The 25,913-nt window shown below is 64.6% G+C and carries 26 protein-coding genes and 1 pseudogene; 11 read left to right on the plus strand and 16 right to left on the minus strand.

The annotated features are described in order from the left end of the window. Positions 1–31: 31 nt before the first annotated feature. Positions 32–1,015: an L-histidine N(alpha)-methyltransferase gene (gene egtD / locus ACVWWJ_RS16185; protein ID WP_456968697.1), complete on the minus strand. Its 984-nt coding sequence runs from the start codon at positions 1,013–1,015 to the stop codon at positions 32–34. Then, positions 1,012–2,280, minus strand: coding sequence for an ergothioneine biosynthesis protein EgtB (gene egtB, locus ACVWWJ_RS16190; protein WP_456968699.1), 1,269 nt, complete (start codon positions 2,278–2,280; stop codon positions 1,012–1,014). The genes egtD and egtB overlap by 4 nt, the downstream gene beginning before the upstream one ends. A gap of 185 nt (positions 2,281–2,465) precedes the next feature. Between egtB and ACVWWJ_RS16195 the strand changes: the two genes are divergently transcribed. Then, entirely contained in the window at positions 2,466–2,918 is a 453-nt protein-coding gene (locus ACVWWJ_RS16195) for a DUF6491 family protein (protein WP_456968700.1), read from the plus strand. A gap of 106 nt (positions 2,919–3,024) precedes the next feature. On the opposite strand, the gene ACVWWJ_RS16200 is transcribed toward ACVWWJ_RS16195, so the two are convergent. From ACVWWJ_RS16200 to ACVWWJ_RS16220, 5 genes and pseudogenes are all read right to left on the minus strand, one after another. Continuing rightward, on the minus strand, positions 3,025–3,678 hold the full coding sequence (locus tag ACVWWJ_RS16200) for a TetR/AcrR family transcriptional regulator (protein ID WP_456968701.1): 654 nt from the start codon (positions 3,676–3,678) through the stop codon (positions 3,025–3,027). Beyond that, the gene (locus ACVWWJ_RS16205; RefSeq protein ID WP_456968702.1) at positions 3,638–5,143 is read right to left on the minus strand and encodes an MFS transporter; all 1,506 of its coding nucleotides are present in this window, start codon (positions 5,141–5,143) and stop codon (positions 3,638–3,640) included. The genes ACVWWJ_RS16200 and ACVWWJ_RS16205 overlap by 41 nt, the downstream gene beginning before the upstream one ends. A 663-nt stretch (positions 5,144–5,806) precedes the next feature. Continuing rightward, on the minus strand, positions 5,807–6,217 hold the full coding sequence (locus tag ACVWWJ_RS16210) for a hypothetical protein (RefSeq protein WP_456968703.1): 411 nt from the start codon (positions 6,215–6,217) through the stop codon (positions 5,807–5,809). Positions 6,218–6,294: 77 nt separating this feature from the next. Continuing rightward, positions 6,295–8,440 (minus strand): annotated as a pseudogene (gene rlmKL / locus ACVWWJ_RS16215) (bifunctional 23S rRNA (guanine(2069)-N(7))-methyltransferase RlmK/23S rRNA (guanine(2445)-N(2))-methyltransferase RlmL). Next, complete coding sequence (locus tag ACVWWJ_RS16220) at positions 8,437–8,955, minus strand: alpha/beta hydrolase (RefSeq protein ID WP_456968704.1); 519 nt, start codon at positions 8,953–8,955, stop codon at positions 8,437–8,439. The pseudogene rlmKL and the gene ACVWWJ_RS16220 overlap by 4 nt, the downstream one beginning before the upstream one ends. Positions 8,956–9,000: 45 nt before the next feature. Here ACVWWJ_RS16220 and ACVWWJ_RS16225 point away from each other — a divergent pair, with 45 nt between their 5' ends. Genes ACVWWJ_RS16225 through ACVWWJ_RS16235 form a run of 3 tightly spaced genes read left to right on the plus strand, consistent with a single transcriptional unit; the run spans position 9,001 to position 11,366 of the window. Continuing rightward, positions 9,001–9,555: an N-acetylmuramoyl-L-alanine amidase gene (locus tag ACVWWJ_RS16225; protein ID WP_159896811.1), complete on the plus strand. Its 555-nt coding sequence runs from the start codon at positions 9,001–9,003 to the stop codon at positions 9,553–9,555. 49 nt (positions 9,556–9,604) lie between these two features. Further along, the gene (tesB, locus tag ACVWWJ_RS16230; RefSeq protein ID WP_159896813.1) at positions 9,605–10,471 is read left to right on the plus strand and encodes an acyl-CoA thioesterase II; all 867 of its coding nucleotides are present in this window, start codon (positions 9,605–9,607) and stop codon (positions 10,469–10,471) included. A 4-nt stretch (positions 10,472–10,475) separates the two neighbouring features. Further along, the gene (locus tag ACVWWJ_RS16235; protein WP_456968705.1) at positions 10,476–11,366 is read left to right on the plus strand and encodes a LysR substrate-binding domain-containing protein; all 891 of its coding nucleotides are present in this window, start codon (positions 10,476–10,478) and stop codon (positions 11,364–11,366) included. On the opposite strand, the gene ACVWWJ_RS16240 is transcribed toward ACVWWJ_RS16235, so the two are convergent. The 8 genes from ACVWWJ_RS16240 to abc-f all read right to left on the minus strand — a co-directional run bounded on the left by ACVWWJ_RS16240 (position 11,341) and on the right by abc-f (position 19,796). Beyond that, positions 11,341–12,600: an MFS transporter gene (locus ACVWWJ_RS16240; protein WP_456968706.1), complete on the minus strand. Its 1,260-nt coding sequence runs from the start codon at positions 12,598–12,600 to the stop codon at positions 11,341–11,343. The genes ACVWWJ_RS16235 and ACVWWJ_RS16240 overlap by 26 nt on opposite strands. Before the next feature lie 171 nt (positions 12,601–12,771). Next, a complete protein-coding gene (locus ACVWWJ_RS16245; RefSeq protein ID WP_456968707.1) occupies positions 12,772–13,227 on the minus strand; it encodes a hypothetical protein in 456 nt (151 codons plus the stop codon). 54 nt (positions 13,228–13,281) lie between these two features. Next, positions 13,282–14,259, minus strand: coding sequence for a multidrug resistance efflux transporter family protein (locus ACVWWJ_RS16250; RefSeq protein ID WP_456968708.1), 978 nt, complete (start codon positions 14,257–14,259; stop codon positions 13,282–13,284). Positions 14,260–14,311: 52 nt separating this feature from the next. After that, a complete protein-coding gene (locus ACVWWJ_RS16255) occupies positions 14,312–14,653 on the minus strand; it encodes a hypothetical protein (RefSeq protein WP_159895875.1) in 342 nt (113 codons plus the stop codon). Between the two features lie 93 nt (positions 14,654–14,746). Next, positions 14,747–15,094, minus strand: a complete 348-nt coding sequence (locus tag ACVWWJ_RS16260) for a hypothetical protein (protein WP_159895876.1) — start codon at positions 15,092–15,094, stop codon at positions 14,747–14,749. Positions 15,095–15,186: 92 nt separating this feature from the next. Continuing rightward, positions 15,187–16,899 (minus strand): single-stranded-DNA-specific exonuclease RecJ, encoded by a 1,713-nt coding sequence (gene recJ / locus ACVWWJ_RS16265; protein ID WP_456968709.1) that lies wholly within the window; start codon positions 16,897–16,899, stop codon positions 15,187–15,189. Continuing rightward, on the minus strand, positions 16,896–17,903 hold the full coding sequence (locus ACVWWJ_RS16270; RefSeq protein WP_456968710.1) for a phosphoglycerate mutase: 1,008 nt from the start codon (positions 17,901–17,903) through the stop codon (positions 16,896–16,898). Before ACVWWJ_RS16270 ends, recJ begins: the two co-directional genes overlap by 4 nt. Positions 17,904–17,906: 3 nt before the next feature. Continuing rightward, positions 17,907–19,796, minus strand: a complete 1,890-nt coding sequence (gene abc-f / locus ACVWWJ_RS16275) for a ribosomal protection-like ABC-F family protein (protein ID WP_456968711.1) — start codon at positions 19,794–19,796, stop codon at positions 17,907–17,909. A 174-nt stretch (positions 19,797–19,970) separates the two neighbouring features. Between abc-f and ACVWWJ_RS16280 the strand changes: the two genes are divergently transcribed. From ACVWWJ_RS16280 to ACVWWJ_RS16305, 6 genes are all read left to right on the plus strand, one after another. After that, positions 19,971–20,309 (plus strand): hypothetical protein, encoded by a 339-nt coding sequence (locus ACVWWJ_RS16280; protein WP_159895888.1) that lies wholly within the window; start codon positions 19,971–19,973, stop codon positions 20,307–20,309. Positions 20,310–20,545: 236 nt separating this feature from the next. Then, complete coding sequence (locus ACVWWJ_RS16285) at positions 20,546–21,583, plus strand: agmatine deiminase family protein (RefSeq protein WP_159895890.1); 1,038 nt, start codon at positions 20,546–20,548, stop codon at positions 21,581–21,583. An 18-nt stretch (positions 21,584–21,601) separates the two neighbouring features. Continuing rightward, positions 21,602–22,492, plus strand: a complete 891-nt coding sequence (locus ACVWWJ_RS16290; RefSeq protein WP_456968712.1) for a carbon-nitrogen hydrolase — start codon at positions 21,602–21,604, stop codon at positions 22,490–22,492. A 26-nt stretch (positions 22,493–22,518) separates the two neighbouring features. Next, a complete protein-coding gene (locus tag ACVWWJ_RS16295; RefSeq protein WP_456968713.1) occupies positions 22,519–23,754 on the plus strand; it encodes a TraB/GumN family protein in 1,236 nt (411 codons plus the stop codon). 96 nt (positions 23,755–23,850) lie between these two features. Further along, positions 23,851–24,171: a c-type cytochrome gene (locus ACVWWJ_RS16300; RefSeq protein ID WP_159895896.1), complete on the plus strand. Its 321-nt coding sequence runs from the start codon at positions 23,851–23,853 to the stop codon at positions 24,169–24,171. Between the two features lie 14 nt (positions 24,172–24,185). Then, positions 24,186–24,542 (plus strand): c-type cytochrome, encoded by a 357-nt coding sequence (locus tag ACVWWJ_RS16305; RefSeq protein WP_200851929.1) that lies wholly within the window; start codon positions 24,186–24,188, stop codon positions 24,540–24,542. A 296-nt stretch (positions 24,543–24,838) separates the two neighbouring features. Here the strand turns inward: ACVWWJ_RS16305 and ACVWWJ_RS16310 are convergent, their stop codons facing one another. Then, positions 24,839–25,432: an NfuA family Fe-S biogenesis protein gene (locus ACVWWJ_RS16310; RefSeq protein WP_159895898.1), complete on the minus strand. Its 594-nt coding sequence runs from the start codon at positions 25,430–25,432 to the stop codon at positions 24,839–24,841. 139 nt (positions 25,433–25,571) lie between these two features. Here ACVWWJ_RS16310 and ACVWWJ_RS16315 point away from each other — a divergent pair, with 139 nt between their 5' ends. After that, complete coding sequence (locus ACVWWJ_RS16315) at positions 25,572–25,913, plus strand: 4a-hydroxytetrahydrobiopterin dehydratase (protein WP_159895908.1); 342 nt, start codon at positions 25,572–25,574, stop codon at positions 25,911–25,913.

Genomic DNA, 25,913 nt, shown 5'->3' on the forward strand with positions numbered 1-25,913 from the left:
CCGCTGAAGCGGCTCCCACACAGAGCGCCAGTCAGGCCGTCGGCGTGGACCGGACCAGGTACTGAACGCTGAAGCGCTGCTCGGGATCCATCCAGACCTTGGCGACGCTCAGCCCGGCCTTTGCCGCCAGCTGCGCGAAATCGTCCAGCGAATACTTGCAGCTGTATTCGACCTGCATCGCCTCGTCTTCGCGGAAGCCGAAGGTATCGTGGCCGACATGCACATCCTGCCGCTTCGTACTCACCAGTGCGGTTTCGATCCGCCCGGCCAGCGCGTTATAGCGCGCCCGATGCCGGAACGCATCCACATCGAAATCGGTGCCGATCTCGCGATTGAGGCGAACCAGCATGTTGAGCGTAAAGTCGCGCGTCACACCTGCTGCATCGTTGTATGCCGCCTCGATCTCAGCCGGATCCTTCTTCAGGTCCACGCCAATGATGATGCCGCCCCCATCGCTCATCTCCGTGCGCATGAGGCGAAGAATGCGAACCGCCTCTTTCGCCTCGAAGTTACCGATGGTCGAACCCGGAAAGTAGATCGCCGTGCGACGCGGCGAACGCGACGCCACGGGAAGCCGCAGCGGCTGCGTAAAGTCGGCGCACACCGGCTGCATCGGCACGTCCGGGAATCGGGTGGCGAGTTCAGCAACGCTTTCCATCAAGGCCGATCGTGAGATTTCGACGGGCACATAAGCAACAGGCGTCACCAGGTGCTCGAGCAGCATGCGCGTCTTGATGCCGCTGCCACTGCCGTACTCGACCAGGCGCACATCCGGACCCAACGTGTCGGCTATGTCGCTTGCGTGATCGCGCATGATCGCGATCTCGGTACGCGTGAGGTAGTACTCGGGCTGCTCGCAGATCGCTTCGAAAAGCGCCGAGCCGCGCTCGTCGTAAAACAGTCGCGAAGGCAGTTTCTTCGTCTTCGCGCCTAAGCCACGGCGAACGGTATGCAGCGTGTCCTCGACATCCGGATGGCGGTCGTCTACGCGGATGTCTTTCGGTTGAGCGCTCATCGATCGTTTCCCAGTCGTATCCCCGAAAACTGCCAACGGGCATGGGGAGGAAAGAAGTTTCGGTAAGTCGCACGAACATGATCCGCAGGCGTCGCGCAGGATCCTCCGCGGAGGATCCACTGCCCGTTCATGAACTTTCCGTTGTATTCGCCAAGGGCTCCGTCCAAAGTCCGGAAGCCCGGGTAACTGACATATGGGCTCATTGTCCATTCCCAAACGTCGCCGTACATTTGCCCCAACGAGGTTTCGAACGACGACGCACGGGGTTGGAACGCCCCGGTGTCCTGAAGGTTCCCCCGCACGGGCAGCGCTGCTGCCATCGTCTCCCACTCCACCTCGGTGGGAAGTCGCGCGCCAGCCCAACGCGCGAACGCCTCGGCTTCGAAGTAGCTGATGTGACACACGGGCGCGTGCGGGTCGATGGCGCGCCGCCCTTGCAAGGTAAATTCGGTCTCCAGCGCCTCGTCCCAATACAAGGGGCGCTGCCACTGCTCGGCCTGCACGACGGCCCAGCCATCGGACAGCCAGAGCGTCGGCTGGCGATAACCGCCGTCGCGCACGAAGGCCATGAACTCCGCATTCGTCGCGGGACGATTCGCCAGCGAGCCGGCCTGCCGATACGTGCGGTGCCGCGGCCCCTCGTTGTCGAACGAGAAACCGTCCCCGTCATACCCTACCTCGACAATCCCTTCATCGAACGGCACGAAGGCAAGGGCCGGCGCTGCAACCGACAGCGAACGTGGCGCATCGGGCGCGAACGCAGGCTCGAGCGGATTCTGGGCGAAGGCATGCTTGATATCCGTAAGCAGGAGTTCCTGGTGCTGCTGCTCGTGCTGCACACCAAGCTCGATGAGTGCCGGCAGCGTCGCGTCATCGCCGCGCGCGATCAGCGCGGCGATCGCGTCGTCCACGCGACATCGGTAGTCCCTGACCTCGTCCAGCGCCGGCCGGGTCAGCAGGCCGCGCTTCGGACGCGCATGCATTGGCCCGACCGACTGGTAGTACGAGTTGAACAGGAAGTGCCACTCTGGATTCGGCGAGACGTAGGCAGGGTCGCGGGCCAGGATGAACTGCTCGAAGAACCACGTCGTATGCGCAAGGTGCCACTTGGTCGGGCTGGCGTCCGGCATGGACTGCACCACGGTGTCCTCGGGCCTCAGGCGCGCCGCCAGCTCCGCCGTACGGTGGCGAATGGTGAGGAAGCGTTGAGCGAGGTCCGCGCTGGCTGGCGGGCGGGGGTCTATGCCAAGCGGACGGACGGTCATAAGGGGTTTCCTGCACTGCCGACGGACTCGTCAGTCATTACCGAAACCTTGCCAGCGCAAACGTTCAACGAACGTGAGCGGACCCGACCGCCGCCTTAACGGCAGGTGCACCGACACGGCCTTATCTCTCGTTCGGAGGCACAAACGAGCTTAACGTGCATATTCCTACGAAGGAGAGTCCGGTCATGAAAGTCCGTCACCTGTTTGTCGCTTCCCTGCTCCTTACCGTGGCCGCCCACGCCGCCGAGCAGGCGCCGGCCACCGGCCCCGCACCGGACGCCAAGCCTCTCGAATTCAACGACTGCATGCGTACCGACCGCATCACCGACTGGAAAGTAGTCGACGACCGTACCCTGCTCGTCGCGACTGGCCCGGATCGCTTCGTCGTAAAGACCAACGTCGACTGTCCCCGCATGGGCCTGGGTGGCGGCGTCCGGTTCAAGACCGCCGAGAGCAACAAGGCCGTCGGCGCCTTCCGCATCTGCGGCACGCCTACGGAGAAGGTGGAGCGCATCCACGACGACCCGCCGTGCAACATCGCCTCGGTAAGCAAGATCGACAAGGCCACCTACACCACCATGTCGAAGAAGGCGAAGCTCAGCGGCTCGGGCGCTGGTATTAATGGGTCGAAGCCCTAACCCGCAGCGCCCTCCTCCATCCTTAGCCTATCCCTGCGCTGCCCGTGCCGCCGTAGGAGCCGATTCATCGGCGATAAGCAGATCGCCTGATCATTTGGGCTCCGACTCAAGACCCGTCGCTTTTCTTCCCATCCCGGGTCGAAAAGCGAGCGTCTGCGACACCCGACGGCGGATCAAGCATCGCGGCAAGCTGCTCGGCGACCTTTTGACGAACCTTAGGTGACAAACGCTTGCTCGAAAGTGATTCGTAAACCCAAAGGCCATCGGCAGCCAGGCGCGCGACAAACCGGGCAATTGCCAACGGGTCGTCAGCCCCCGCAGGGGCGGGAGGCGCCCAGCGTTCGAGGACCCCGTCCCATGGGGCGGTGAACTCGGGGCTGACCGAGGACTCGATCAAGAAAAGCAATTCGGCTCGGGTAGCGCTCCTTGCCGAGATTCGCGCGTAGGCTCCAGCACGTTCGTCGGGCGTCGTTTCATGAATCGGCTTGCCCGCAAGGGATTCGAGGCCTGACTCCCACTGGTCTGCCAGATGCTGATGAATCGCCTGTAGAAGGGCGTCACGCGACGGGAAGTGGTACATCATCCCGCCGCGGGTCACGCCGGCTTCGGACGAGACGGAATCGAAGGTGACGCCGGTCGCACCTTCGCGATCGATCACCCGTACGGCGGCCTCGAGGATCTTGCTGCGATTGCTTGTACGCATGATGCGCCTTCTGCCTTTACCTTGACTCCAGATTGTATGTGACGGAACTCGGGCCATGACGCCTCAGAAGAAACGATGTGACGGTGGCGCCGAAGAGCAGGACACCCGCGATGACACGCATGACGATAACGTAGCTCCAATCAAACGCCGCCGAGGCGGCCACGATGAGTGATGCTCCCCCTGCTCGTTCCCGCTTAGCTATTGCCAATGCTTCCGACATGCCTTCACGCGCGGTGGCCGGGATGCCTTGCGGAAGCTCGATGCCTAAAGAAAACAGCATGGATAAGAGGCTTCCTACAACGGCGACAGCAAGCAGACTTCCGAATTCGAACGACACCCCTTCCACAGACGAAGCCATCCCGAGCATTTGCGGCTCCACGCTGCCGATGATGGCGCTCGACGCGACCGCCATGACGGCTCCGAGACCGATTCCGGTCACGATGAGACACGTGACAAGCCATGGCAAATGTGACACTTCCGCAGACGCCGTTAACACCCCGACTGCGGATATCAGCAGGCCACCGCCGATCAGGGGAAGGAGCCCGGTTCTGTGCAAGAACCCTCCGCAGATGACAGCGCTAGGCAAACAGCCAAGCGCCACGGCAGAGACGAGGCAACCGGCTTGCAGAGGGCTAAATCCAGCAACGAGTTGAAAGCGCTGCGTCGTTATCAGCTGCACACCTGCCAGCGCGAAGATGGCGAACGCTGCTCCGAGCACTCCGGACATGAAGGCGGGATTGCGAAAGATCTTGAAGTCCAGCAGCGGATAAGGCAGACGCGTCTGCCTGCGCACGAATTGCGCGCCGACGATCAAGGCGACGCTGACGGCCGCGACTATCGTCGGTACGGACGGCGCTGGATGGGATAACGCCTGAATGGCTGTCACCAAGGCAAAAAGAAAGATCATGACCTGGACCGACGAATGCTTGTCCCACGGCCTCGACCGGTCCGTCGGCGTGAAAGGCGTGACCAGTACTCCACCAATGAAAGCCGCGATGACGACCGGCACGTTGATAAGGAATACGGAACCCCACCAGAAGTCCTCGAGCAACAACCCTGCAACGATGGGACCTAACGCGTTGCCGACAACGGATAAGCATCCCCACAGCGCAATCGCAAGGTTGCGTTCGCGTTCGTCTTCGAAAGTGATACGGATGAGCGCGAGCGTCGCTGGCATCATCGTGGCTGCTCCGATTGCCAGGACGGCGCGAGCCGCAATCAAGGCCTCTGGTGTTCGCGCAAACGCGGCGGCGAGGGACGCAACGCCGAACAGCGCGAGGCCGCCCAGAAACATCTGTCGGTGGCCGACCCTGTCCCCCATTGTCCCCGTGCTGAGGAGCAATCCGGTCATTACCAATGGGTAAGCATTGATTATCCAGAGCGATTGAGAACTGGTGGCTCCTAGCTCGCGGACGAGCGTAGGGAGCGCCGTGTACAGCACCGCATTGTCGAGCGTGATCAGGAGCAGTGACGCACCTACCGTCAGGAGCACGAGCCAGCGCCGATCATTCAACGTTGTCATTCGACAGTCCAAAGGAAAAGATGTCGTAACTATACATTCTAGATTGTATAGTTCCGACATCTTTTTCCACCTCGACGGTGGTCGAGACCTGCCCCTGCGGCACCCCAACGAAAAAAAGGTTCTTCGCGGAATTCCGGGGACGCGCGGCGCAGAGCCTTCGGTGCCCACCCTCGCTGCTCAGACACCCCTTCGCGTTTCGTACCGGAAAGGCCGCTGCGCGGCCCATATATCCATCTGGCCTACGGCCGCTCCACTTGGCGGGAACTCGCCTCGAGGGTGGGCACCGAAGACTCTTCCCAGCCCCGAGGTTCGTGAGGTCGAGCTGACGAAGCAACGCCACTTCGGCTGCTGGCTCTCCCTCCAGCTGACCGTATCGTCGTGCGAGACCTTGGTGTCCACCCTCGATGCGAGTTCCGGACAAGTGGAGCGGCCGTAGGCCAAATAAGTACATGAGCCGCGGTAGCGGCCTTCCGGTACGAAACGCGGAGGACTGTCTGAGCAGCGAGGGTGGACACCAAGGTCTCCTTGCGAAACGCCCAAGTGTAGAAAGCGATGGCGAAGCCGAGCCCGCGAGGCCGACGGCGAGCCGCCCGGGTAATCCGCGAAGAACCAAAAAAAAGCCCGGCTATAAGCCGGGCTCCTCGTTTACCTGCTCAACGCAGATCAATAACCGTCGTCACGCACATAACGCGTGGTGCTGTAGCCATCGTCCACGTAAGTGGTCGTGGTTACGCGACGGGTCACGACCGGGGCGTCCTGATAGACGACCGTGGACGGGCGGCTGTAGTAGCCCGGGCCGTTGTCGTAGACGACCGTGCGCGGCTGGCTGGCATTGGCGACGAGGCCGACGACGGCACCGGCAACGATGGCACCAGCGATCCAGCGACCAGCGTTGTCGTAGTGACCGCGGCCGTAGTAACCGCCGTGGCCGCCGTAGTAACCACCGCCGTGGTAGCCGTAACCGCCATGGTAGCCACCGCCGTAGCCATACCCACGAGCGAACGCGCCAGGTGCGAACGCGATCAGGCTCGCAGCGGCGAGCAGGAGGGCGGACTTTGCGAACTTAGCTTTCATGACAATTACCTCCGGGTGTTGAGCGCAGATTCGCGCTCGGCCACTGAATCCGGACTGAAGTTTTTTCCACCGCCCGTTCACGTTTTCCACGGGTTCACGTACGGCTTCCGAAGCAACCAGCAGCCATGGATGTTATGGCGCCGGGAGAAGTCGAACGGGATGCTCGGTGCACTCCAGTCTTCAATCTGAAAATGGGGTTCCAGGGCCGCCCTATCAAGCTGGAAACGACGAAAATTGTTGGAAAAAACAATCACGCCATTCCGGCAGCAGGCGCTCGTTGCAGGCCAGCAGCAGCTTCACGTGGTCGCGCTGGACGTCGAAGTCGTCCGCCTTCTTGGAGTTGGAGAACGTCGGCGGATCCACATAGATCAGGCCGTACATCATGGAGCGCTTTTCGAGGAACGTCAGCGCGTCTTCCTGGACCAGGCGATGGCGCGCGCCGTTATAGCCGTTCAGGTCCAGATTGCGCGACGCCCAGTCGAGGTAGGTACCCGAGAGGTCGACCGTGGTGGTGTCGCGGGCGTCGCCGGCTGCCGCGTACACGCTGGCCGTACCCGTGTAGGCGAACAGGTTCAGGAAATGCTTGCCGGCGGCAAGTTCCCGGATCTTGGCCCGCACCAGGCGGTGATCGATGAAAAGTCCCGTATCCAGGTAGTCGGTTGGGTTGATCAGGAACTTCAGCCCACCTTCGTGGACCTCGATGAACTCGCCCTTCTGGTCGAACTGGCCGTACTTGGAGCCGCCCTTGCCACGCTCACGTGTCTTAACGGCGATGCGGTCGCGAGGGATCTCGAGCACCTCGCTCGCCACGCGGACGATCTCACGCATGCGGATGCGCGCGACATCCACCGGTACGTCGAGCGGAGCCTTGTATTCCTGAATGTGCAGCCAGTTTTCGTAGACGTCGATGGCTGCCGCGTACTCCGGCAGGTCCTGGTCATAGGCGCGCCAGCAGGTGATGCCCTCGCGACTGAGGCGCTTGCGAAGGTGGCGGACATTCTTGTCCAGCCGGTTCTTCAGCATCTGCGCGCCGTCGGACAGCGGCTTGGCCTCGCGGGGGGCTTCGTCGCGGGCACGCAGGGCGAAGGTGAGCAGCGGCGTTTCCAGCGCGCCGTTGAACAGCGCGTAGCGCTTGTCCGGGCTGAGGCGGAGCGCACGGCCGAGTTCGTCGTCACCGGCGAGCACGGCGGCACGCCAGCCCGGGAAGCGGTCCTTCAGGGCCTGGCCGAGGTCGCGATAGAGCGCCGGAAGTTCGGCACGGTCGCCGAGACGCTCGCCGTAAGGCGGGTTGGTTATGACCAGACCGAGCGGGATCTCCGCCGGCGGCTCGACATGGACGGCATCGCGGCGGTCCAGGTGGAAGAAGCCGGCCACGCCCGCATTCTGCGCGTTGCGCTTGGTGGTCTGGACCATGTGCGGATCGGAATCGCTGCCGAAGAACACCGGGCGCAGGTTTCGCAGGCCCTCGTCGGCGCGTGCCTTGGCTTCATCGTAGATCGAGCGCCACATCGCGTAGTCGTGCTTGGCCCAGCCGAGGAAGCCGTAGTAGTCGCGGCGCAGGCCGGGAGCCACGTCGGCGGCCATGAGCGCGCCCTCGATCAGCAGCGTGCCCGAACCGCACATGGGATCGACCAGCGCGCCGCCCTCGGCGTAGATCCGCGGCCACTGGGCGCGCACCAGCATGGCGGCAGCCAGGTTTTCCTTGAGCGGGGCCTCGCCCTGCTCCGCACGCCAGTTGCGGCGGTGCAGCGGCAGGCCTGATAGATCGATCGACAGCGTGGCGCGGTCGCGGCGTACACGCACGTTGACGCGGAGATCCGGCTCTTCCGGATCCACGTCCGGACGCGAACCCGTCGCGGCCCGGTACTGATCGACGATCGCGTCCTTGGTCTTCAGCGCGATGAACTGGCTGTGGGTTAGCTTGCTCATCGCCGTGTTGGCGTCCACGGCCAGCGTGCCGTGCGGGGCGAGATGCTCGGACCAGTCGATGTCCTGGATACCCGCGTACAGCTGGTCCGGATCGGCGGCGTCGAACTCCGCCAGTGGCAGCAGGACCCGGCTGGCCATGCGCGACCACAGGCAGGCGCGGTAGGCCGTTTCGATCGTGCCGGTGAAGGCGACGCCCGCGAGGGCCTCGCGCACGTCGCCGGCGCCGATGGCGATCAGCTCGTCCTTCAGCAGGTATTCGAGGCCTTTCGGGCAGGTAGCAAAGAACTTGGTCATGCGAGGTTCCCCAGGAAGCGAAGGAACTCGGCTTCGATGTCGGGCAAGGTGGCGCCTAGGCGGTGGTCGTCCTGCACGAGCAGGGCGGGAATGGCGTGGTCGCGGGCAAAAGCCAGCGCCTCATCCAGCGGGCAGACATCGTCCGCGTAGCCATGAATGAGGAAAGAAGGGACGTCGGGACGTACGGCGAAGGCCCTCGGATAGCCCGGGATCGCCGTCGGCAGCGCCAGCAGGAACAGGCCGGCCACCGGGGCGTCGAGCGAGGCCAGCCCCGAGACGAAGGCGCCCATGCTCGACCCGACCAGCAACGGCGGCGTCGGCGAGGCCTTGATGGCCTCAGCCAGGCGGGCGAGGCGCGGGTCGATGCTGCCGGCATGGCCGTGCGCGTCGTCCTCACGGTAATCCGGCCGAGCCGTGGTCCAGCCCTGCGATTCGGCCAGGGCCGCCAGGACGCTCACCTTGGTGGCATCGGGGCCCGAATCGGAACCGTGGGAAAGAATGATGTGGCCGCGCATGGCGGTCTCCGGACGCGGAATGACCGGCTATGTTATCAAAGCGCCATGATCGACATTCTCGACACCCCCCTGCCCTATGTCGCCCGCCTGCCTGAACGGGCCGCGGACTCCATCGACCTCGTGGTCATCCACTGCACCGAGCTGCCCGACCTGGCCATGGCCCGGGAGTACGGGGAGAAGGTGTTGTACGACTCGGGGGCCGGCAACAGCGGCCATTACTACGTGGATCGGGATGGCACGGTGCTCTGCTACGTGGACCCGCTGCGTGTCGCCCACCACACCCGCGGCTACAACCCACGCTCCATCGGTATCGAACTGGTCAACACCGGGCGCTACCCGGACTGGTTCCATTCGGCGAAGCAGACGATGACCGAGCCCTACCCGGAAGCGCAGATCACCGCCCTCCGTGCCCTTCTCGATCACCTGACCGGCCGGTTCCCGTCGCTGAAGCACATTGCCGGGCACGAAGACCTCGACACCGCCATGGTCCCGTCCAGCGACGACCCCGAGAACGAAGTGCCGCGCAAACGCGACCCCGGTCCACAGTTCCCCTGGGTGCGTGCTTACGACGCCGGTCGACTGGGCCGGCTCGAAGGCTGACGCCCGCTATACTTCGCGCTCATTCGCTCCACGGTCAGAAGGGAACCCCATGTCGGACGCTCACGTCGGCGAACTCGTCGAACTCCTCGAACTCGAACGCCTGGAGGACAACCTCTTCCGCGGCCAGAGTCGGGACATCGGCACACGCTTCGTCTTCGGCGGCCAGGTGCTCGGCCAGGCCCTCTCGGCGGCGCAGCGCACCGTGGATCCCAAGCGTGAAGCGCACTCGCTGCATGCTTACTTCCTGCGCGCTGGCGACATCAACGCGCCGATCGTCTACAACGTGGAGCGCACGCGCGACGGCGGCGCGTTCTCGTCGCGTCGCGTGGTCGCCATCCAGCACGGCCAGCCCATCCTCAACGGTTCCATCTCGTTCCAGCAGCCGGAGACCGGCTACGAGCACCAGATGACGATGCCCGAAGTGCCGGCGCCCGAAGACATCGAGCCGATGCACGCGATGAACGCGGACCAGGTCGCCAGGCTGCCGGAGAAGACCCAGCGCTGGCTCGGTATCAATGGCCCTTTCGAGTTCCGCCATGTGTGGCCGCGCGACGAGCTGAAACCGGCGAAGCGTCCGCCGTACCAGCACATCTGGTTCCGTCTGACCGCACCGATCGAAGACACGCAGGCCCTGCACCAAGCGCTGCTTGCCTATGCCTCGGACTTCCACCTGATCGGCACGGCCACCCTGCCCCACGGCATTTCCTACCTCACCCGTAACATGCAGATGGCGAGCCTGGATCACGCGTTGTGGTTCCACCGTCCGTTCCGCATTGACGAGTGGCTGCTGTATTCGTTCGACAGCCCGACGTCCCAGGGTGCGCGTGGTCTCGCACGCGGCATGATCTACACCCGTGACGGGCGACTGGTCGCTTCCACGGCGCAGGAAGGCCTGATCCGCGTCCGCCCCGACTGACACCATGAGCATCGAGCTACGGCACCTGCGTTACTTCATCGCCGTAGCCGATGAGCTGCACTTCAGTCGCGCCGCCGAGCGGCTGGGCATTTCCCAGCCGCCGCTTAGCCAGCAGATTCGCGATCTCGAAAGCATGCTCGGACTGCGTCTGCTACGCCGGACCAACCGGCGCGTGGAGCTGACCGATGCGGGGCGCGTCTACCTTGAGGCGGCCAAAGACATCATCGCCCGCGTGGAGATCGCCGGCGATACCGCGCGGCGCGCCGAGCGCGGCGAAACCGGCGAACTGCATGTCGGCTTTACGCAGAGCACCCCGCTCATCGCGCGGTTTCCGCGGGCGGTGCGCGCCTTTCGCGAAGCGTTTCCCGCCGTGCATCTCGTATTGAAAGAAAACAACACGCTGCAGCAGATCGAGCGACTGCTCGAGGGCAGTCAGCAGGTCGGCCTGATTCGCGGCACCGACCTGCCACCGGCGCTCACGGCACGCAAGCTGGTCGACGATCCGCTGGTAGCCGTGCTGCGCACCGATCATCCGCTAGCGAAGGGTCGTCGGCCGCGCGTACGCATCGAGCAACTGGCTACGGAACCCTTCGTGGTCTTCAGCCGGAATGCGGGCACCGGCGTCGCCGCCCAGGTGCAGGCCATGTGTCGACGGGCGGGCTTCGCGCCGCGTGTCGCACAGGAAGCAAGTGAGTCGGCGACGATGGTCGGACTCGTCGCCGCGGGACTCGGCGTCGCGGTGTTGCCGGAATCGATGCGCCAGGTGCATATCGAAGGCGTCGCTTACATACCTATCGATTCGCCAGATGCCGCCAGCGCGCTCTACCTCGTGCACCGCGTTAGCGATACATCGCCGCTGGTGAAGGCTTTCATGCAACTGATGCTAAAGGCCTGAGCCTGCGCAGCTTCAGCGCGATAGCGAAGCCTGCAAGCACCAATGCCGCGACATAGGTCGCCACGCCATTCCATCCTGCATACGTCCAGGCGAGTCCACCGACCGAGCCGGCAATGCTCGAGCCCATGTAGTACGAAAATAGATAGAACGACGAGGCATGCGCGCGTGCGAATGTCGCGCGCTTGCCCACCCAACCACTGGCGATCGAGTGCCCGCCGAAGAAGCCGAAGGTGATCAGCGCGATGCCCGCCACGATCGCCCAGAGCGACGCGCTTGCAGTCAGCGCAACGCCAGCCAGCATCATGACGAACGTGGTCCATAACACGCGGGGACGGCCTAGCTTGTCGGCCACCTTACCCATCCACGCCGAACTCGCCACACCGACCACGTACACCATGAAGACGGCCCCGACGTGCGATTGCGAGAGCGAGAACGGTGCCGCCAGCAGGCGATAGGCCACGTAGTTGTAGATGGTGACGAAGGCGCCCATCAGCAGGAAGCCTTCGGCGAATAGCCACGGCAATCCCTTGTCACGCCAGAGCGACCCGAACGAAGCAAGCAGTGCGCGTGGATGCGAGCGACGCTTTTCAAAGTGGACGGACGCGGGCAAACCGCGTGCAACAAGCACCGAAGCCACCAGGCCGAGGGCGCCAATGATCGCTACCGCAACCCGCCACGACGCATGGTCGGCGGCGAAGCCGGAGATCAATCGGCCGCCCATGCCGCCAATGGCGTTACCGCCGATGTATAGCCCCATAGCGAAGCCCAACGAGTCGCCGTGGATTTCTTCGCTCACGTAGGTCATCGCGACAGCGGGCAACCCCGCCAGCGTGATGCCCAGCAAAGCACGCAACACGAGGAAGCTGCCCCAGGTCGGCGCCATCGCGCTGAGCAAGACGAGCAGCGAGGACCCGAGCAAGGACGCGAGCATGATCGGCTTGCGCCCGAAGACGTCCGAGATCGCCCCGGCGAAAAGCATCGATACGGCGAGCACGCCCGTCGTTAGTGAAAGCGACAGGCTGCTCGATGCAGCATCGAGTGAGAACGCGCGCGAAAACGCAGGCAGTAGGGGCTGCACGCAATACAGCAGACCGAACGTGGCGAAGCCGGACGAGAACAGTGCCAGGTTGGTACGTCGGAAAGCCGGCGTACCGTGACGAATGCGCCGGTCTGCAACAGCCGCCGGCGAGACGGACGATGAACCGTCCACGGGAACCTCCAGGGAATAAGCCATGTGCATAGGCTAGTACCTGAATTGAGTCGAATCGAGATAGCGGGGGGACCGGTTCTATATGCGAGACGTATCAATCGAACGGGTCGCGCTTCGCGCGAATCGCCGATGAATCGGCTCCCACACAGAGCGCGCTCTTGTGGGAGCCGATTCATCGGCGAATGGGTGCTCGCCTTACCGCACAGCAGTACCCGAAGCACTCCCATCCCATTGAACCGCCGAACCCAACTCCTCGTCCGTCAGCGCAAGCGCCCCCGAATCCGTCTCCGCCTTCAGCGACACCACATGCCCATCATGCCGCGACAACTCACGCGCACCTGAACTCGCCATCGCATGCGCCCGCTCATCGTCCGACGACAGCAACACCAGCAAGGTCTTCGACCCCGCAACAAAGCGCACCCCACTGGTCGCGCCCGACTTCGCCAGCGCCGCCGAATCCAGCGGCACGGCCTTCACCTTGCCCGCCCACCGGGGCGGCGCCACGAATGTGTAGCCTGCCGCCTCATCACGCCAGGCGAACCGCTTCATCGGCTCCGGGGTGGGTGCAGCGTGACCCTGTGCGCCCGGCGGCGTCTGTGCCGATGCCATCAGCGGGAGGCCGAGCAGCAAGGCAAGCGTGAGCGATTTCATGGCGATATCTCCGGAAGTCACCTCGCAGCCTACGCTTTGCGCGTAGCGGTGACGTCAAGCGCCCCGATCGGCCGCGACATCTTCTGCGTCAGGCGCGCCTTCCCTACCACTGACCCAGGCAAACAAGGCAATGCCAACGATGATCGCCACGGCGCCGATGGCTGCCGTGGTGCCGGGAACGACTTCGTGCAGGAAGATCACGCCAATAACCGTCGCGAATAGCAGCTCGGCCGCCTGCATCGCCTCCACGCCGGCCAGGGCCGTTGGCTGACGCCCGACCATTTCAGTTGCGTGGAAGAACAGCACGGTGGCAATCACGCCCGACGACAACGCCACCCCACCGGCGAGAACTGCTTCCCGCCATGATGGCGGGCCAACGGTAAGCCACGTAACGCCCGCGAGGATAAGCCACGCCGGCCAACTCGCCAGCGTCATACCGAACACGCGCTGCACCGCACTCAACTTCGTGCCCGTGCGCTCCAGATGCAGCAGGACCATTCGGTTACCCAGCGGATAAGCGAACGCCGCGAAGACCACCGCACCGACTGCCAGCCATGCCGAAGCATCCAGCGCCCCTTGCGAATGTCCGAACTGCAGCAACATCACGCCAAGAACGATCAGTACACCGATCGACAAGGCAGCCACATGCCAGCGTGCTCGCTCGTCGCGGTAGATGAAGGGCGCAAGCAAGGGCCCGGCCAGCACCGTCGTCTGGAAGCTGCCGGCAACCAGCCAGGAAGGCCCGCTGCTCGCTGCCCAGGTTAGCGGCACGCCGAACAACACGAAGCCCACGCTGCTCCACGTCAGCCACTGGCGCGCGTGCGTACGTAACTCGCTCGGCAGCGCACCGAGGCCGCCCTGAAAAGGCAACACCACCGCCAGCAGCGGCAGGGTGATCAGGTAACGAAGAATCACCGCCCACTGCCAATGGCCACCGCCACTGACGACGGCACGATTCAGCACATAGGTCAGCGTGAAGAACAGCGCCGATAACAGCGCGATCGCGACCGCCTTGAGGGCATGGGAACGCATGGGCAGCCTTGCATGGAGCGAAGGCCGAGTGTGCCAGTGTCGCGCCGGGGCGTCAGCCGGTTTCGTTCAACTCCAGGAACAGTTCCTGCAGTTCGCCGCCGATAACCTGGCCGCCAACCGAAAGCGTCACGTCGCCGTCGACGCCTGACACAGGACAGCAACCGTCGACGATGCCGAGGATGTTGGCCGTCGTGTCGACCATGACATTGGCGATCACTTCGATGAGGGTGTCCTTGCCCTCGTCGTCGAGCGAATTGAACATGGTCAGCGCGCGAATCCACAGGGGATCCACCGCCCGATCCACCGGGGTGGTTCGGAACATCTCGTTGTAGACCGCAAGGTTGTCGCGGACCACGGCGTGCTGGATGGCCTGGACAAAACCGTCGGGAGACATGGGGCGCCACCTCGTAAGGAGACAGGTTAGGGACTGCACCCTATGTGTGGGAGGAAAGCGCCGAGGTCAATGGGGCATGTCGGCAGCCCGTCCTCAGTAGTTCTCCCGCCCCGCCCGTCGCGGGCACCGGGCCGCTGGCACGTAGCCCGGCCAGATGGCGTCGTAGAAGTAGCGTTCAAGCTCCGAGGGAGGCTCGTAGCTCCGGCTAGGCGCCGGGATCAACGTCCGTAGCCGGGCCTCGTTGTGCTCCGCCCAGCGCATCACCATGCGCTGCATCAGGGAGACGCCCTTCAGGGTGGCGCCCTGCCCCCGCCGGGGCCCGTAGCGCCAGCGCACCACCCACTGGCCGTCCTGCGGGCTGACCCGGGCGAACGCCCGCGAGGTCCCTTCCAGGATCGCGTACTGCCGTTCCCCCATCTGGACCCAGTGAACCATTGCCATGGGGCGAGGTTAGGCCGGGGGCGTCTCACGGATGTGGACGGGGCGGCAGCTTTACCCGAGGTTTGTCGGGCAAGTGGTTGAGCCGGCGGATATCAGCCCACCGCCTCCATATGCGTCAACAACAACCGCAAGCTCTCCCTACCCTGCCAGTCATTGACCGACAGCTCATACGCCACGCGCATGCGATCCGGCGGTGGTGTGCCGTCATAACAGTTGAACATCACTGCATCGAGCAGCGCACCGCCCTGCGTGTGGCGGAGTTGCAGACGCAGGTGACGACTGCCCATCGGTTTCCACGAAGCACACTCGAAGCGCGCTTCGAAGATCGGCGGGGGAAAGCCCTGACCCCAAGGACCGGCGTAGCGAATCTGCCTGGCAAGGTCGAGCGTGTGATCGCGATAGTCGAGTTCGCCGTCCGTGTGCACGAGGGCCTGGAGACGGTCATCGTCGAGATGGCGGCGCGCGGTTGCATCGAAAGCCGCCGCGAAGCGATCAAAGTTACTGGCCTGCATGCTGAGGCCAGCGGCCATGGCGTGCCCACCGAAGCGAAGGATCAACCCGGGATGCTTCGCATCGATTTCCGCCAGTGCGTCGCGAATATGGAAGCCGGGAATGGAACGCGCCGAACCGCGCAATTCGTCGCTGTCGTCGCCAGCCGGCGCAAAAGCCATCACGGGACGATGCAGCTTCTCCTTGAGCTTGGAAGCGATCAGTCCAACGATGCCCGGATGCCAGCCTTCATCGAATAGCGCGACGCCTACCGACTCGACATGTGCAGCCCGCACAACCATCGTTTCAGCTTCTTCAACCATACCGGCCTGCATCTCGCGACGCTCCTGGTTGATCGCCGAGAGTTGTTCTGCATATCGGCGCGCGATCGCGTTGTCATCGGTGAGCAGGCACGCCACGCCGAGCGACATGTCCTCAAGTCGACCTGCAGCGTTGAGCCGAGGACCGATTGCGAAAGCGAGATCGGTTGCACCGACCGTTGCGAGCGAGCGTCCGCTTGCTTCGATCAGGGCCGTGATACCCGCGCAGGCCTTGCCGGCGCGCATGCGTTTGAGCCCCGCTTCGACCAGCACGCGGTTGTTGAAGTCCAGTACGACCAGGTCCGCGACCGTGCCGAGTGCCACGAGGTCAAGCAGCGCGCTCAGATCGGGCTCGCCGCCGGCGAAGTGCCCCGCATCACGCATCGCAGCACGAAGCGCGAGCAACAGGTAAAACATGACGCCAACACCGGCGAGCGCCTTACTCGGGAATCCGTCACCGGCGAGGTTCGGGTTCACCATGGCGTTGGCGTCGGGCAAGGTGTCGCCCGGCAGGTGATGGTCGGTGATCAACACGGCGATACCGCGTGCACGAGCAGCGGCTACGCCCGCCACGCTGGCCACGCCGTTGTCGACGGTCACGATCAGATCGGGCGTCGGATCCAGGGATGCGACGAGGGCTTCACTCAGGCCGTAGCCGTGGACGAAACGATTCGGCACCACATGGCGCACGTGGCGCGCGCCGAGCATGCGCAGACCACGTTCGGCGACCGCTGTACCGGTGGCGCCATCGCAGTCGTAGTCGCCCGCGATGACGATGTGCTTGTCGCTCGCGATGGCCTCCATCAGCAGCGCGACGGCCGCATCCATGCCACCGAGCAGCATCGGCGACAGCATGCGCGCAAGGCGGTGCTCCGCACCATCCGGCGTGGGCACGCCGCGTGCGGCGTAAAGGCGTTGAACGACCGGGTGGATATGCGGCGGCCAGCCGCTAGGCGCTGTAGCCACCTGGCGCTGGCGCCAGACCCGCGCGGTCATGCCTTGCGCCAGAAGCGCAGGCGGTGGCTCCTGCGCAGGACCATGCGGACGCCATCGGCGAAGGCGAGGCGAATCTCGGTGCCGGCGTCGAGGCGCGCTTCGATGGCGGGCCACCAGACTTGGTCGAACTCGGCGGGCTGGGTGTCCTGCAGGTCCAGCAGACTGTAGGGCGCCTCGTTACTAGCTTTTGTGGGAGCCGATTTATCGGCGATAGCCCGGTTACCGCGAGCCCCCTTCGCCGCTGAAGCGGCTCCCACATAAGCGGCCCCTGCAAAAGCGGCTCCCACAAAAGCGCTTCGCGGTTGCACGTCGACGTTGGCACGGTGCCCCAGCGCCCAGGCCAGCAAATCGTCGCTGTAGATGCGTCCGAGGCCGCAGTCGACCGAGTCGGGTAGCGCGCCGGCGCCCCACAGCCAGACGCTGTTGACCGGTGGGAGGCCACGCGCGACACGCGCCGCGTTGACCGGGTGGTTATGCAACACCACCTGTGCCTCGTTGATCAGCGCACGCCAGCGGCGCCCTTCGTCGCCCTTGGGCAGCTGCTCGAACAAATCCGCTCCCAGCGCCTCTTCAGGCTCAGGGAACGAAGGCACCTCGACATACTTCGGCAAGCGCACCTGCCAATGCTGGGCGTCGCCCACCATGAGCTGCATGCCTTCCGCTTCGAAGGTCTCGGCAAGCGCATGGACCAGCGCCATCGATTCTTCGAGCCGGAGGCCGAGGTTGCCGCAGGCAAGCAGCCGCGCCCCGTTGAGTTCCGGTTGTACCCAGGCCGGATCCGCGGAAAGCCACAAGGCGTCGCCTGCATCACCCGCCACGGACTGACGAATCAGCGCGGCAGCCGGCAACGGTCCATTCGGCCAGCGGAACTGCTCGGACAGCGCCACGAGGTAGCCAGGCAAGGCCGCCGGCAATGTCGTACCGCGCGCCAGCCATGCCGCAAAAGCAGGCACATGGCGAAGCTTGTCGCGACTTGGCAGCAGGACGTTGACGACAGCACTCATTGCTCAGACCTCGATCTGTTCCAGTATCCCGAGCCATTCCAGCTCGAGCGCTTCTTTCTCGCCGCGAAGTTCCGACTGGCGCTGACCAAGCTTCACGACGTCCGACGCGCTGCCACCGTAGACGCCCGGGTCAGCGAGTTTGCTTTCGATGCTGGTGAGTTCGCTGTCCATCGTCGCGATCAGCGTTTCAATCTTCTTCACGCGCGCACGCAGCGGCTTTTCCTTCTCGCGTTCGTCGGCGGTGAGCTTGCGCTTTTCCTTCGCCGCCTCCTGCACCGGTGCGTTCTGCGGCGCAGACGCAACGGCCGCTGTCTTGCGCGTGGTCCCGCGTGTGCGCAGCCACTTGGCGTAATCGTCCAGATCGCCGTCGAACGGTTCGGCCTTGCCGTCGGCCACGCGCCAGAACTCATCGCAGACCATGCCGAGCAGATGGCGATCATGCGAGACCAGCACGAGTGCGCCGTCGAAGTCGGCCAGTGCATCAGCCAGCGCTTCGCGCATGTCGAGGTCGAGATGGTTGGTCGGCTCGTCGAGCAGCAACAGGTTCGGCTTATCCCAGGCGATCAACGCCAGGGCAAGACGTGCGCGCTCGCCACCGGAGAATTTGTCGACCGGCTCGAAGACGCGATCGGCCGGGAAATTCCATGTGCCGAGGTAGTCGCGCAGCACCTGTGCACCGGCGTTAGGCGCTTTCTCCTGCAGGTGGTCGAATGCGCTCCAGCCTTCGTGCAGACTTTCGACCGTGTGCTGGGCGAAGTAGCCGATCTTCATGTCCTTGTGGAACGTGCGCTCGCCCACCATCGGTTCGAGCTCGCCGACCAGGGACTTCACCATCGTCGACTTACCGGCGCCGTTCGGGCCGAGCAGGCCGATGCGGTCGCCCGCCTCCAGGCCGAAGGCAACGTCGTGCAGGATGACCTGGTCGCCGTAGCCCGCGTCGATGTGATCGAGCTGCAGCATCGAGGTCGGCAGCCGGTCCGGTGTCGGGAACGAGAAGCTGAAGGAACGTTCTGCACGCACCGCTTCGGTACCAGCCATCTTTTCCAGGCGCTTCATGCGCGACTGCGCCTGCTTGGCCTTGGATGCCTTCGCCTTGAAGCGCTCGATGAAGGACTGCAGGTGGGCGCGCTCGGCCTGTTCGCGTACGTGGGCAATCTGCTGCTGGCGCAGGTGTTCCGCGCGCTGGCGTTCGAAGGCGGTGTAATCGCCGGTGTAAAGCTTGGCCTTGCCTTCGTGCAGGTGCATCGTGTGCGAAATCACGCCGTCGAGGAATTCGCGATCGTGCGAGATGATCAGCAGCGTGCCCGGGTAGCGACGCAGCCATTCTTCGAGCCAGAGCACGGCGTCGAGATCGAGATGGTTGGTCGGCTCATCGAGCAGGAGCAGGTCCGATGGCGCCATGAGCGCGCGGGCCAGGTTCAGGCGCACGCGCCAGCCGCCCGAGAACGAGGCGACGGGGCGCTCATGGGTTTCCGGCGCGAAGCCGAGGCCGTGCATGAGCCGGCCGGCACGCGCACGGGCGTCGTAGCCGTTGACCTCTTCGATGCGCATGTTCGCCACGGCGACGGCTTCGTAGTCTTCCGCGTCGTAGGCTGCCGCTTCCGCCTTGAGCGCGGCGGCTACTTCCACGTCGCCGCCGAGCACGTACTCGATCGCCGGATCGGGCAAGGCCGGGGTTTCCTGGTCCACCGAGGCCAGGCGGATCTTGGTCGGCATGTCGAGGTCGCCGACTTCCGGCTCGAGCTCGCCCTTCAGGGCGGCGAACAGGGTCGACTTGCCACAGCCGTTCCGGCCGATGACGCCGAGCGCCCAGCCGCTCTGGATAGTGAGGTCCATCTGCGAGAGCAGCGTACGGCTGCCCCGGCGCAGGGCGAGGTTGCGAAAAGAGATCATTTATAGGGTTACTGCGATGAGCGACTGCCCATGATAGCCGCCCTGCCCACCCACGGGGCCGAAACGCGACGCAGCACACAGCCGTGAAGCCCGACGCGCGCCGCCCATGGCGCGGGATGTGGCGGCATGTTAAAACGGCGTCTTGCGCCGCATGGGGAGCGCGACGGAGCCATCATGAATACCTTCAAGCCTGTTTTCACCGCGATCGCCCTGGCGATCGTGTCCGCCTCCGTGGCGCCTTCGGTCCACGCCGACAGCCTGCTTATGCAGCGTGTCCAGCAGGAAAAGGGCATGAGCCTGCCCAAGAAGGGCATGAGCATGGCCGAGGTGGAACGCCAGTTCGGCGCGCCTACCTCCAAGCTCGACTCCCGCGGCGGCGGCAGCGCCAAGCAGCCGGTCATCAACCGCTGGATGTACCCGGGCTACATCGTCTATTTCGAGCGCAGCCACGTGGTCCACACGGTGCTGAACACGCCCGCCGGCAACAACACCAACCCGCAAGCGCCGAAATAACCGGCTAGCGCCCATCGCCGCTGAAGCGGCTCCCACAGAAAGCCCGGCAACCTCCAAGGTAGCGGCGGCTCCCTGTGGGAGCCGATTCATCGGCGATCCCGCGTCAGCGGGCCGGGTTGCCGCGAGCACCCCTTTCGCCGATGAATCGGCTCCCACAGCAAGCGGTTGCCCGTTAAAGCAGCGGTAACCGGGAAGCCCTACAATAGGCGGCTTCCCTCAGCTGCCTCCCCGCCGCCATGACCGACCGCACTTCTTATCGACTTCCCGCCGAATGGGAGCCGCAGGCCGGCGTGCTGATTGCCTGGCCGCATGCGGACACCGACTGGGCCGACCGCCTTGCCGAGGTCGAGACGACCTACGTGGCCCTGGCTGCCGCGGTGACCCGCTTCGAACCGCTGCACATCATCGTGGCCGACGCCGCGCTGCGCGAACGCGCGCGCCTGGCGATCACCGAAGCCGGCGCGGACCTTTCTCGCGTGCATTTCATCGAACTGCCCTACGACGACACCTGGCTGCGCGACTCCGGCCCGATCACGCTGACCAGCCCGGACGGCGTGCTGCTCAACGATTACCGCTTCACCGGCTGGGGCGGCAAGTTCGGCGCCGAGCAGGACGACGCGCTGATTTCCGGCCTGCTCGAGCGCGGCGTACTCTCGGGTCTGCCGCACAAGCGCATCGACTGGGCGCTGGAAGGCGGCGGCATCGAGAGCGACGGCCGCGGCACCATCCTCACCACGTGGAAGTGCCTCAACCAGCGCCACCCGGAACTCTCCCGCGAGACGATGACGGAGACGCTGGCCACCACCCTGCACGCCGACCGCGTGCTGTGGCTGGACCACGGTTACCTTGAAGGCGACGACACCGACGCCCATATCGACACGCTGGCGCGCTTCTCCGAGGACGGCGGCATCGTGTACCAGGCTTGCGACGACCAGAACGATCCGCACTTCGCCGAACTGGGCCAGATGGGCTCGGAACTCGCCGCGCTGCGCTCACCGGAAGGCAAGCCGTACCCGCTGCATCCGCTGCCCTGGGCCGAGCCGATCCTCGACGACGGTCGTCGCCTGGCGGCGTCCTACGCGAACTACCTGATCGTCAACGGCGCAGTGCTCGTACCAGCCTATGGCGATGAGAAGGACGCGGAAGCGGCGCGGATCATCGGCACGGCTCATCCGGGCCGCGAAGTCGTCCAGGTACCGTGCCGCCCGTTGATCTGGCAGAACGGCAGCCTGCATTGCATCACCATGCAGCTGCCCGCCGCGATCGCCCAGTAACCCTGAGGAACACTCGAAATGACCCGCAAGACCCTCAAGGTCGCCCTGCTCCAGGAAACCGACCGCGGCAGCCGCGACGCCAACCTGGATGCCATCGAAGCTGGCCTGCGCGAAGCCGCGAAGGCCGGCGCCGAACTGGTGCTGCTGCAGGAACTGCATAACGGCCCGTACTTCTGCCAACGCGAAAGCGTGGACGTGTTCGACCTTGCCGAGACCATTCCCGGCCCGGGCACCGAGCGCATCGGCAAGCTCGCCGAAGAGCTGAAGCTCGTCGTCATCGCCTCGATCTTCGAGAAGCGCGCCACCGGCCTGTATCACAACACGGCCGTCGTCTTCGATCGCTCGCGTGAGATCGCAGGCAAGTACCGCAAGATGCACATTCCCGACGATCCGGCCTTCTACGAGAAGTTCTACTTCACGCCGGGCGATCTTGGTTTCGATCCGATCCAGACCTCGGTCGGCAAGCTCGGCGTGCTGGTGTGCTGGGACCAGTGGTATCCGGAAGCCGCGCGCCTGATGGCGCTCGCTGGCGCCGATATCCTGTTCTACCCCACCGCCATCGGCTGGGATCCGAACGACGACGACGCCGAGAAGGCGCGCCAGCGCGAGGCATGGATCACCGTGCAGCGTGGTCACGCCGTAGCCAACGGCCTGCCCCTGCTCTCGTGCAACCGCACGGGCTACGAAGCGGACCCGTCCAACGTCGGCAGCGGCATCCAGTTCTGGGGCTCCAGCTTCGTCGCCGGGCCGCAGGGCGAGTTCATTGCCCAGGCGGCCGCTGAAGGGCGTGAACTGCTTATCTGCGATGTCGACATGGAACGCAGTGAGCACGTGCGTCGCATCTGGCCGTTCCTGCGCGATCGCCGCATCGACGCCTACGGCGACCTGACCAAGCGCTTCCGCGACTGATCCCCCCTCTTAAGGACTCCGAGCGCATGATCCCTGCCGAGCACGACGAAACGCTCCCCGCCGCCCTGGAAGGCCAACCGATCGAGCGCATGAGGCGCGACGGCGTGGACTACGTCATCCTCGGCACGGCTCACGTCTCCCGTGCGAGCGTGCATGCGGTCGAAGCCCTGCTCGAGACCGAGCATTTCGATGCCGTGGCCGTGGAGCTCTGCGCCAGCCGTGCGCATGGCATCCGTGATCCGGAAGCGTTCAAGCAGCTCGACCTCTTCCAGGTGATCCGCCAGGGCAAGGCCGGCATGGTCGCGGCAAGCCTGGTGCTTGGCTCGTTCCAGAAGCGCCTCGCCGCGCAGTACGGCATCGAGCCCGGCGCCGAGATGAAGGCCGCGATGGATGGCGCCGACGCGCGCAACGTTCCCGTGTGGCTGGTGGATCGTGAAGTTGGCACGACGCTCAAGCGCGCCTGGCGCAGCGTCGGCTTTTTCCAGCGTTTCGGCCTGATGGCCGGCATGCTCGGCAGCGTGTTCGAACGCGAGGAGATCGCCGAGGCGGACATCGAGAAGCTCAAGGAATCCGACCTGCTCGAAAGCGCCTTCAGCGAATTCGCGACCAACTCGGCACCGCTCTACAACGCACTGATCGCCGAGCGCGACACGTATATGGCCGCGCGCCTGCGCGAGAACGGCTTGCGCATGGATACCGACGCAGCGACGCGCAAGGTGCTCGTCGTGATCGGCGCCGGCCACCTCAAGGGCATGAGCGAGAAGCTGGCCCACCAGCACGGCGATGCCCAGGGTATTGCGGATGACCTCGCCGTCACACCGCCCGCCGCGAAGTGGCCGAAGTTCGTTGCCGTCGGCTTGGTGCTGGCGATCTTCGTCGCCATCGGCTTCGCTTTCCACCGCAGCCCCAGCCTGGGCGCCGACGCGGTGAAGAACTGGATCCTGATGACCGGTGGCCTGTCGGCCCTGGGCGCCCTCATCGCCGGCGGTCATCCGCTGTCGATCGTGGCCGCCTTCATTGCCGGACCCCTGAAGCCGTTTCGTCCGGGCATTCCCTCCGGCGCCATCAGCGCCATGGCCGAGGCCTGGATCCGCAAGCCGCGCGTGGTCGACTTCGAGCACCTGCGCGACGACATCACCCATTGGACGGGCTGGTGGAAGAACCGCGTGGCGCGCACCCTGCTCAACTTCTTCCTGGTTTGCGCCGGCACGATCGCGGGCGAATACATCGCCGGCTTCCATATCATCCGCAGCCTTATCTGACCTTCATTTCCCCCTGAGTTGTCCGCCGTCGCGACAGGCCTCTATACTTCGACGGCTTTTCAACCCCGGCCCCGCCCGGCACCCAGGGAACTCTTAATGAAGCGTCTGCAACTGGTTGGTCTGATCGCTGTAGCACTGTGCGCCGCATCCGCTGCGCACGCCGAAGGGGACAAGGCCAAGGGAAAGACACTGGTCTATACCTGCGCCGGCTGCCACGGCGTGCCGGGCTATGCCAACGCTTATCCCGAGTACCACGTGCCGCACATCGCGGGTCAGAACGAGCTGTACATCGTCAACGCCCTCAAGGCTTACAAGAGCGGCGAGCGCACCCATCCGACGATGGGTATCCAGGCGCAAAGCATGTCCGACGCTGAAATCGCGGACATTGCCGCCTACCTCTCCAGTCTCGCCAAGTAAGCCGCCGAGGACGAATGATGATCCGTGGTTTTTCCCTGCTCGCCATGGGCGCGCTGCTCGCGCTGACCGCCACCCAGACCTTTGCCGCCGGTGATCCCGCGCGCGGCAAGACCAAGATCGCCACCTGCGTGGCCTGCCACGGCCAGGACGGCAACGCCGTCGACCCGCAGTACCCCCGGCTGGCCGGCCAGTACGCCGACTACCTCGCGATGGCCCTGCATGAATACAAGGACGGCCGCCGCGGCAACCTGGTCATGAAAGGCTTCGCCGCCACGCTTTCCGATGAGGACATCGAGGATGTCTCGGCGTATTTCGCCACCATGCCGACGAAGCTCGACGGGCTGGAGCACCACATCCAGGGCAGCGACTGAGCTTTTGCTGCAGGCCTGACCACGAAAAAGCCCGCTCGCGCGGGCTTTTTCTTTGCCTGATGCACCTGTGGGAGCCACTTCACCTGTGAGAGCCACCTCACCTGTGGGAGCCGCTTCACCTGTGGGAGCCACATCACCTGTGGGAGCAGCCTCACCTGTGGGAGCCGCTTCAGCGGCGATTGGGTGCTTGCCACAACCTGGCTATCGCCGATGAAGCGGCTCCCACACAGAACTGCCAGCGCACAGAGCGGCCAGCACAGATCCGCCAGGCTCTGTAGGGCAAGGCGTGCCTTGCTTCAGCCAGCCGCCTTGGCGAAATACGGCTGTTCACCGGTTTCATGGTCGGTGACGTCGCGGACTTCGGTAATTTCGGGGATACGCTCACGCAGGGTCTTCTCCACGCCGTTCTTCAGGGTCACATCGACCATGCCGCAGCCGTGGCAGCCGCCGCCGAAGCGCAGCACCACGATATTGCCGGCCGCGACTTCCACCAGGGAAATGCGACCGCCGTGCGAGGCGATCTGCGGGGCGATCTCCGACTCCAGCACGAACTGCACGCGCTCGATCAGGCCGGCGCCTTCACCCGGCGCCTCACCCTTGATGCGCGGCGCACGGATATTCAGCTGGCTGCCGGTGTCCGTGGTTTCGTAGTCGATATTGGCCGGGTCAAGCCAGCGGGCGCTTTCACCGTCCACATAAAGGTTGAAGCCCGTGCATTCGATGGTCCACTCGTCGCCGGTGAGCTCGGCGGTGGAACAGAACTCGAGCTCGCACTGCGCCGACGGCGTGCCGGCATTGACCACGCGCACGCGAATGCCGAGGTCATCGTCGCCCTGCTGCGAGAGCAGGCGCTGGAAATGCGCCTGGGCGCGCTCCGAAATGTCGATCATGGATGGCTCCGGACTGGGTTCCGGCGTGGGGGGCGCCGGATATAGCACCATTCTAGTACTGTTTCGAAATGGACGCCGCCTTTTGACAATTCAACCGCGACCGCCGACGCTTCGCGCTTTAAGCGAACGGACCTTTCCCATGACCCTTTCTCCCCTCGCCAGCCAGCACTGCACGCCCCGCAAGGGCGCCGAGCATGCTCTCGATCGCGCCACGGTCGACGGCCACCTGGCGACCCTGCCGGGCTGGAAGGTCACCGCGGACGGCAAGGCGATCGTCAAGGACTTCCCGTTCAAGGACTTCCACCACACCCTGGGCTTCATCAACGCGGTCGGCTTCATGGCCAACCAGGAAGACCACCATCCGGACCTCGAAGCCGGCTACGGCCACTGCCAGGTGCTCTGGTCCACGCATGATGTCGGCGGGCTGTCCCTGAACGACGTGATCTGCGCTGCACGCGTCGAGGCCCTCCTCGATCGCTGA

This window comes from Luteibacter sp. HA06, assembly GCF_054061215.1.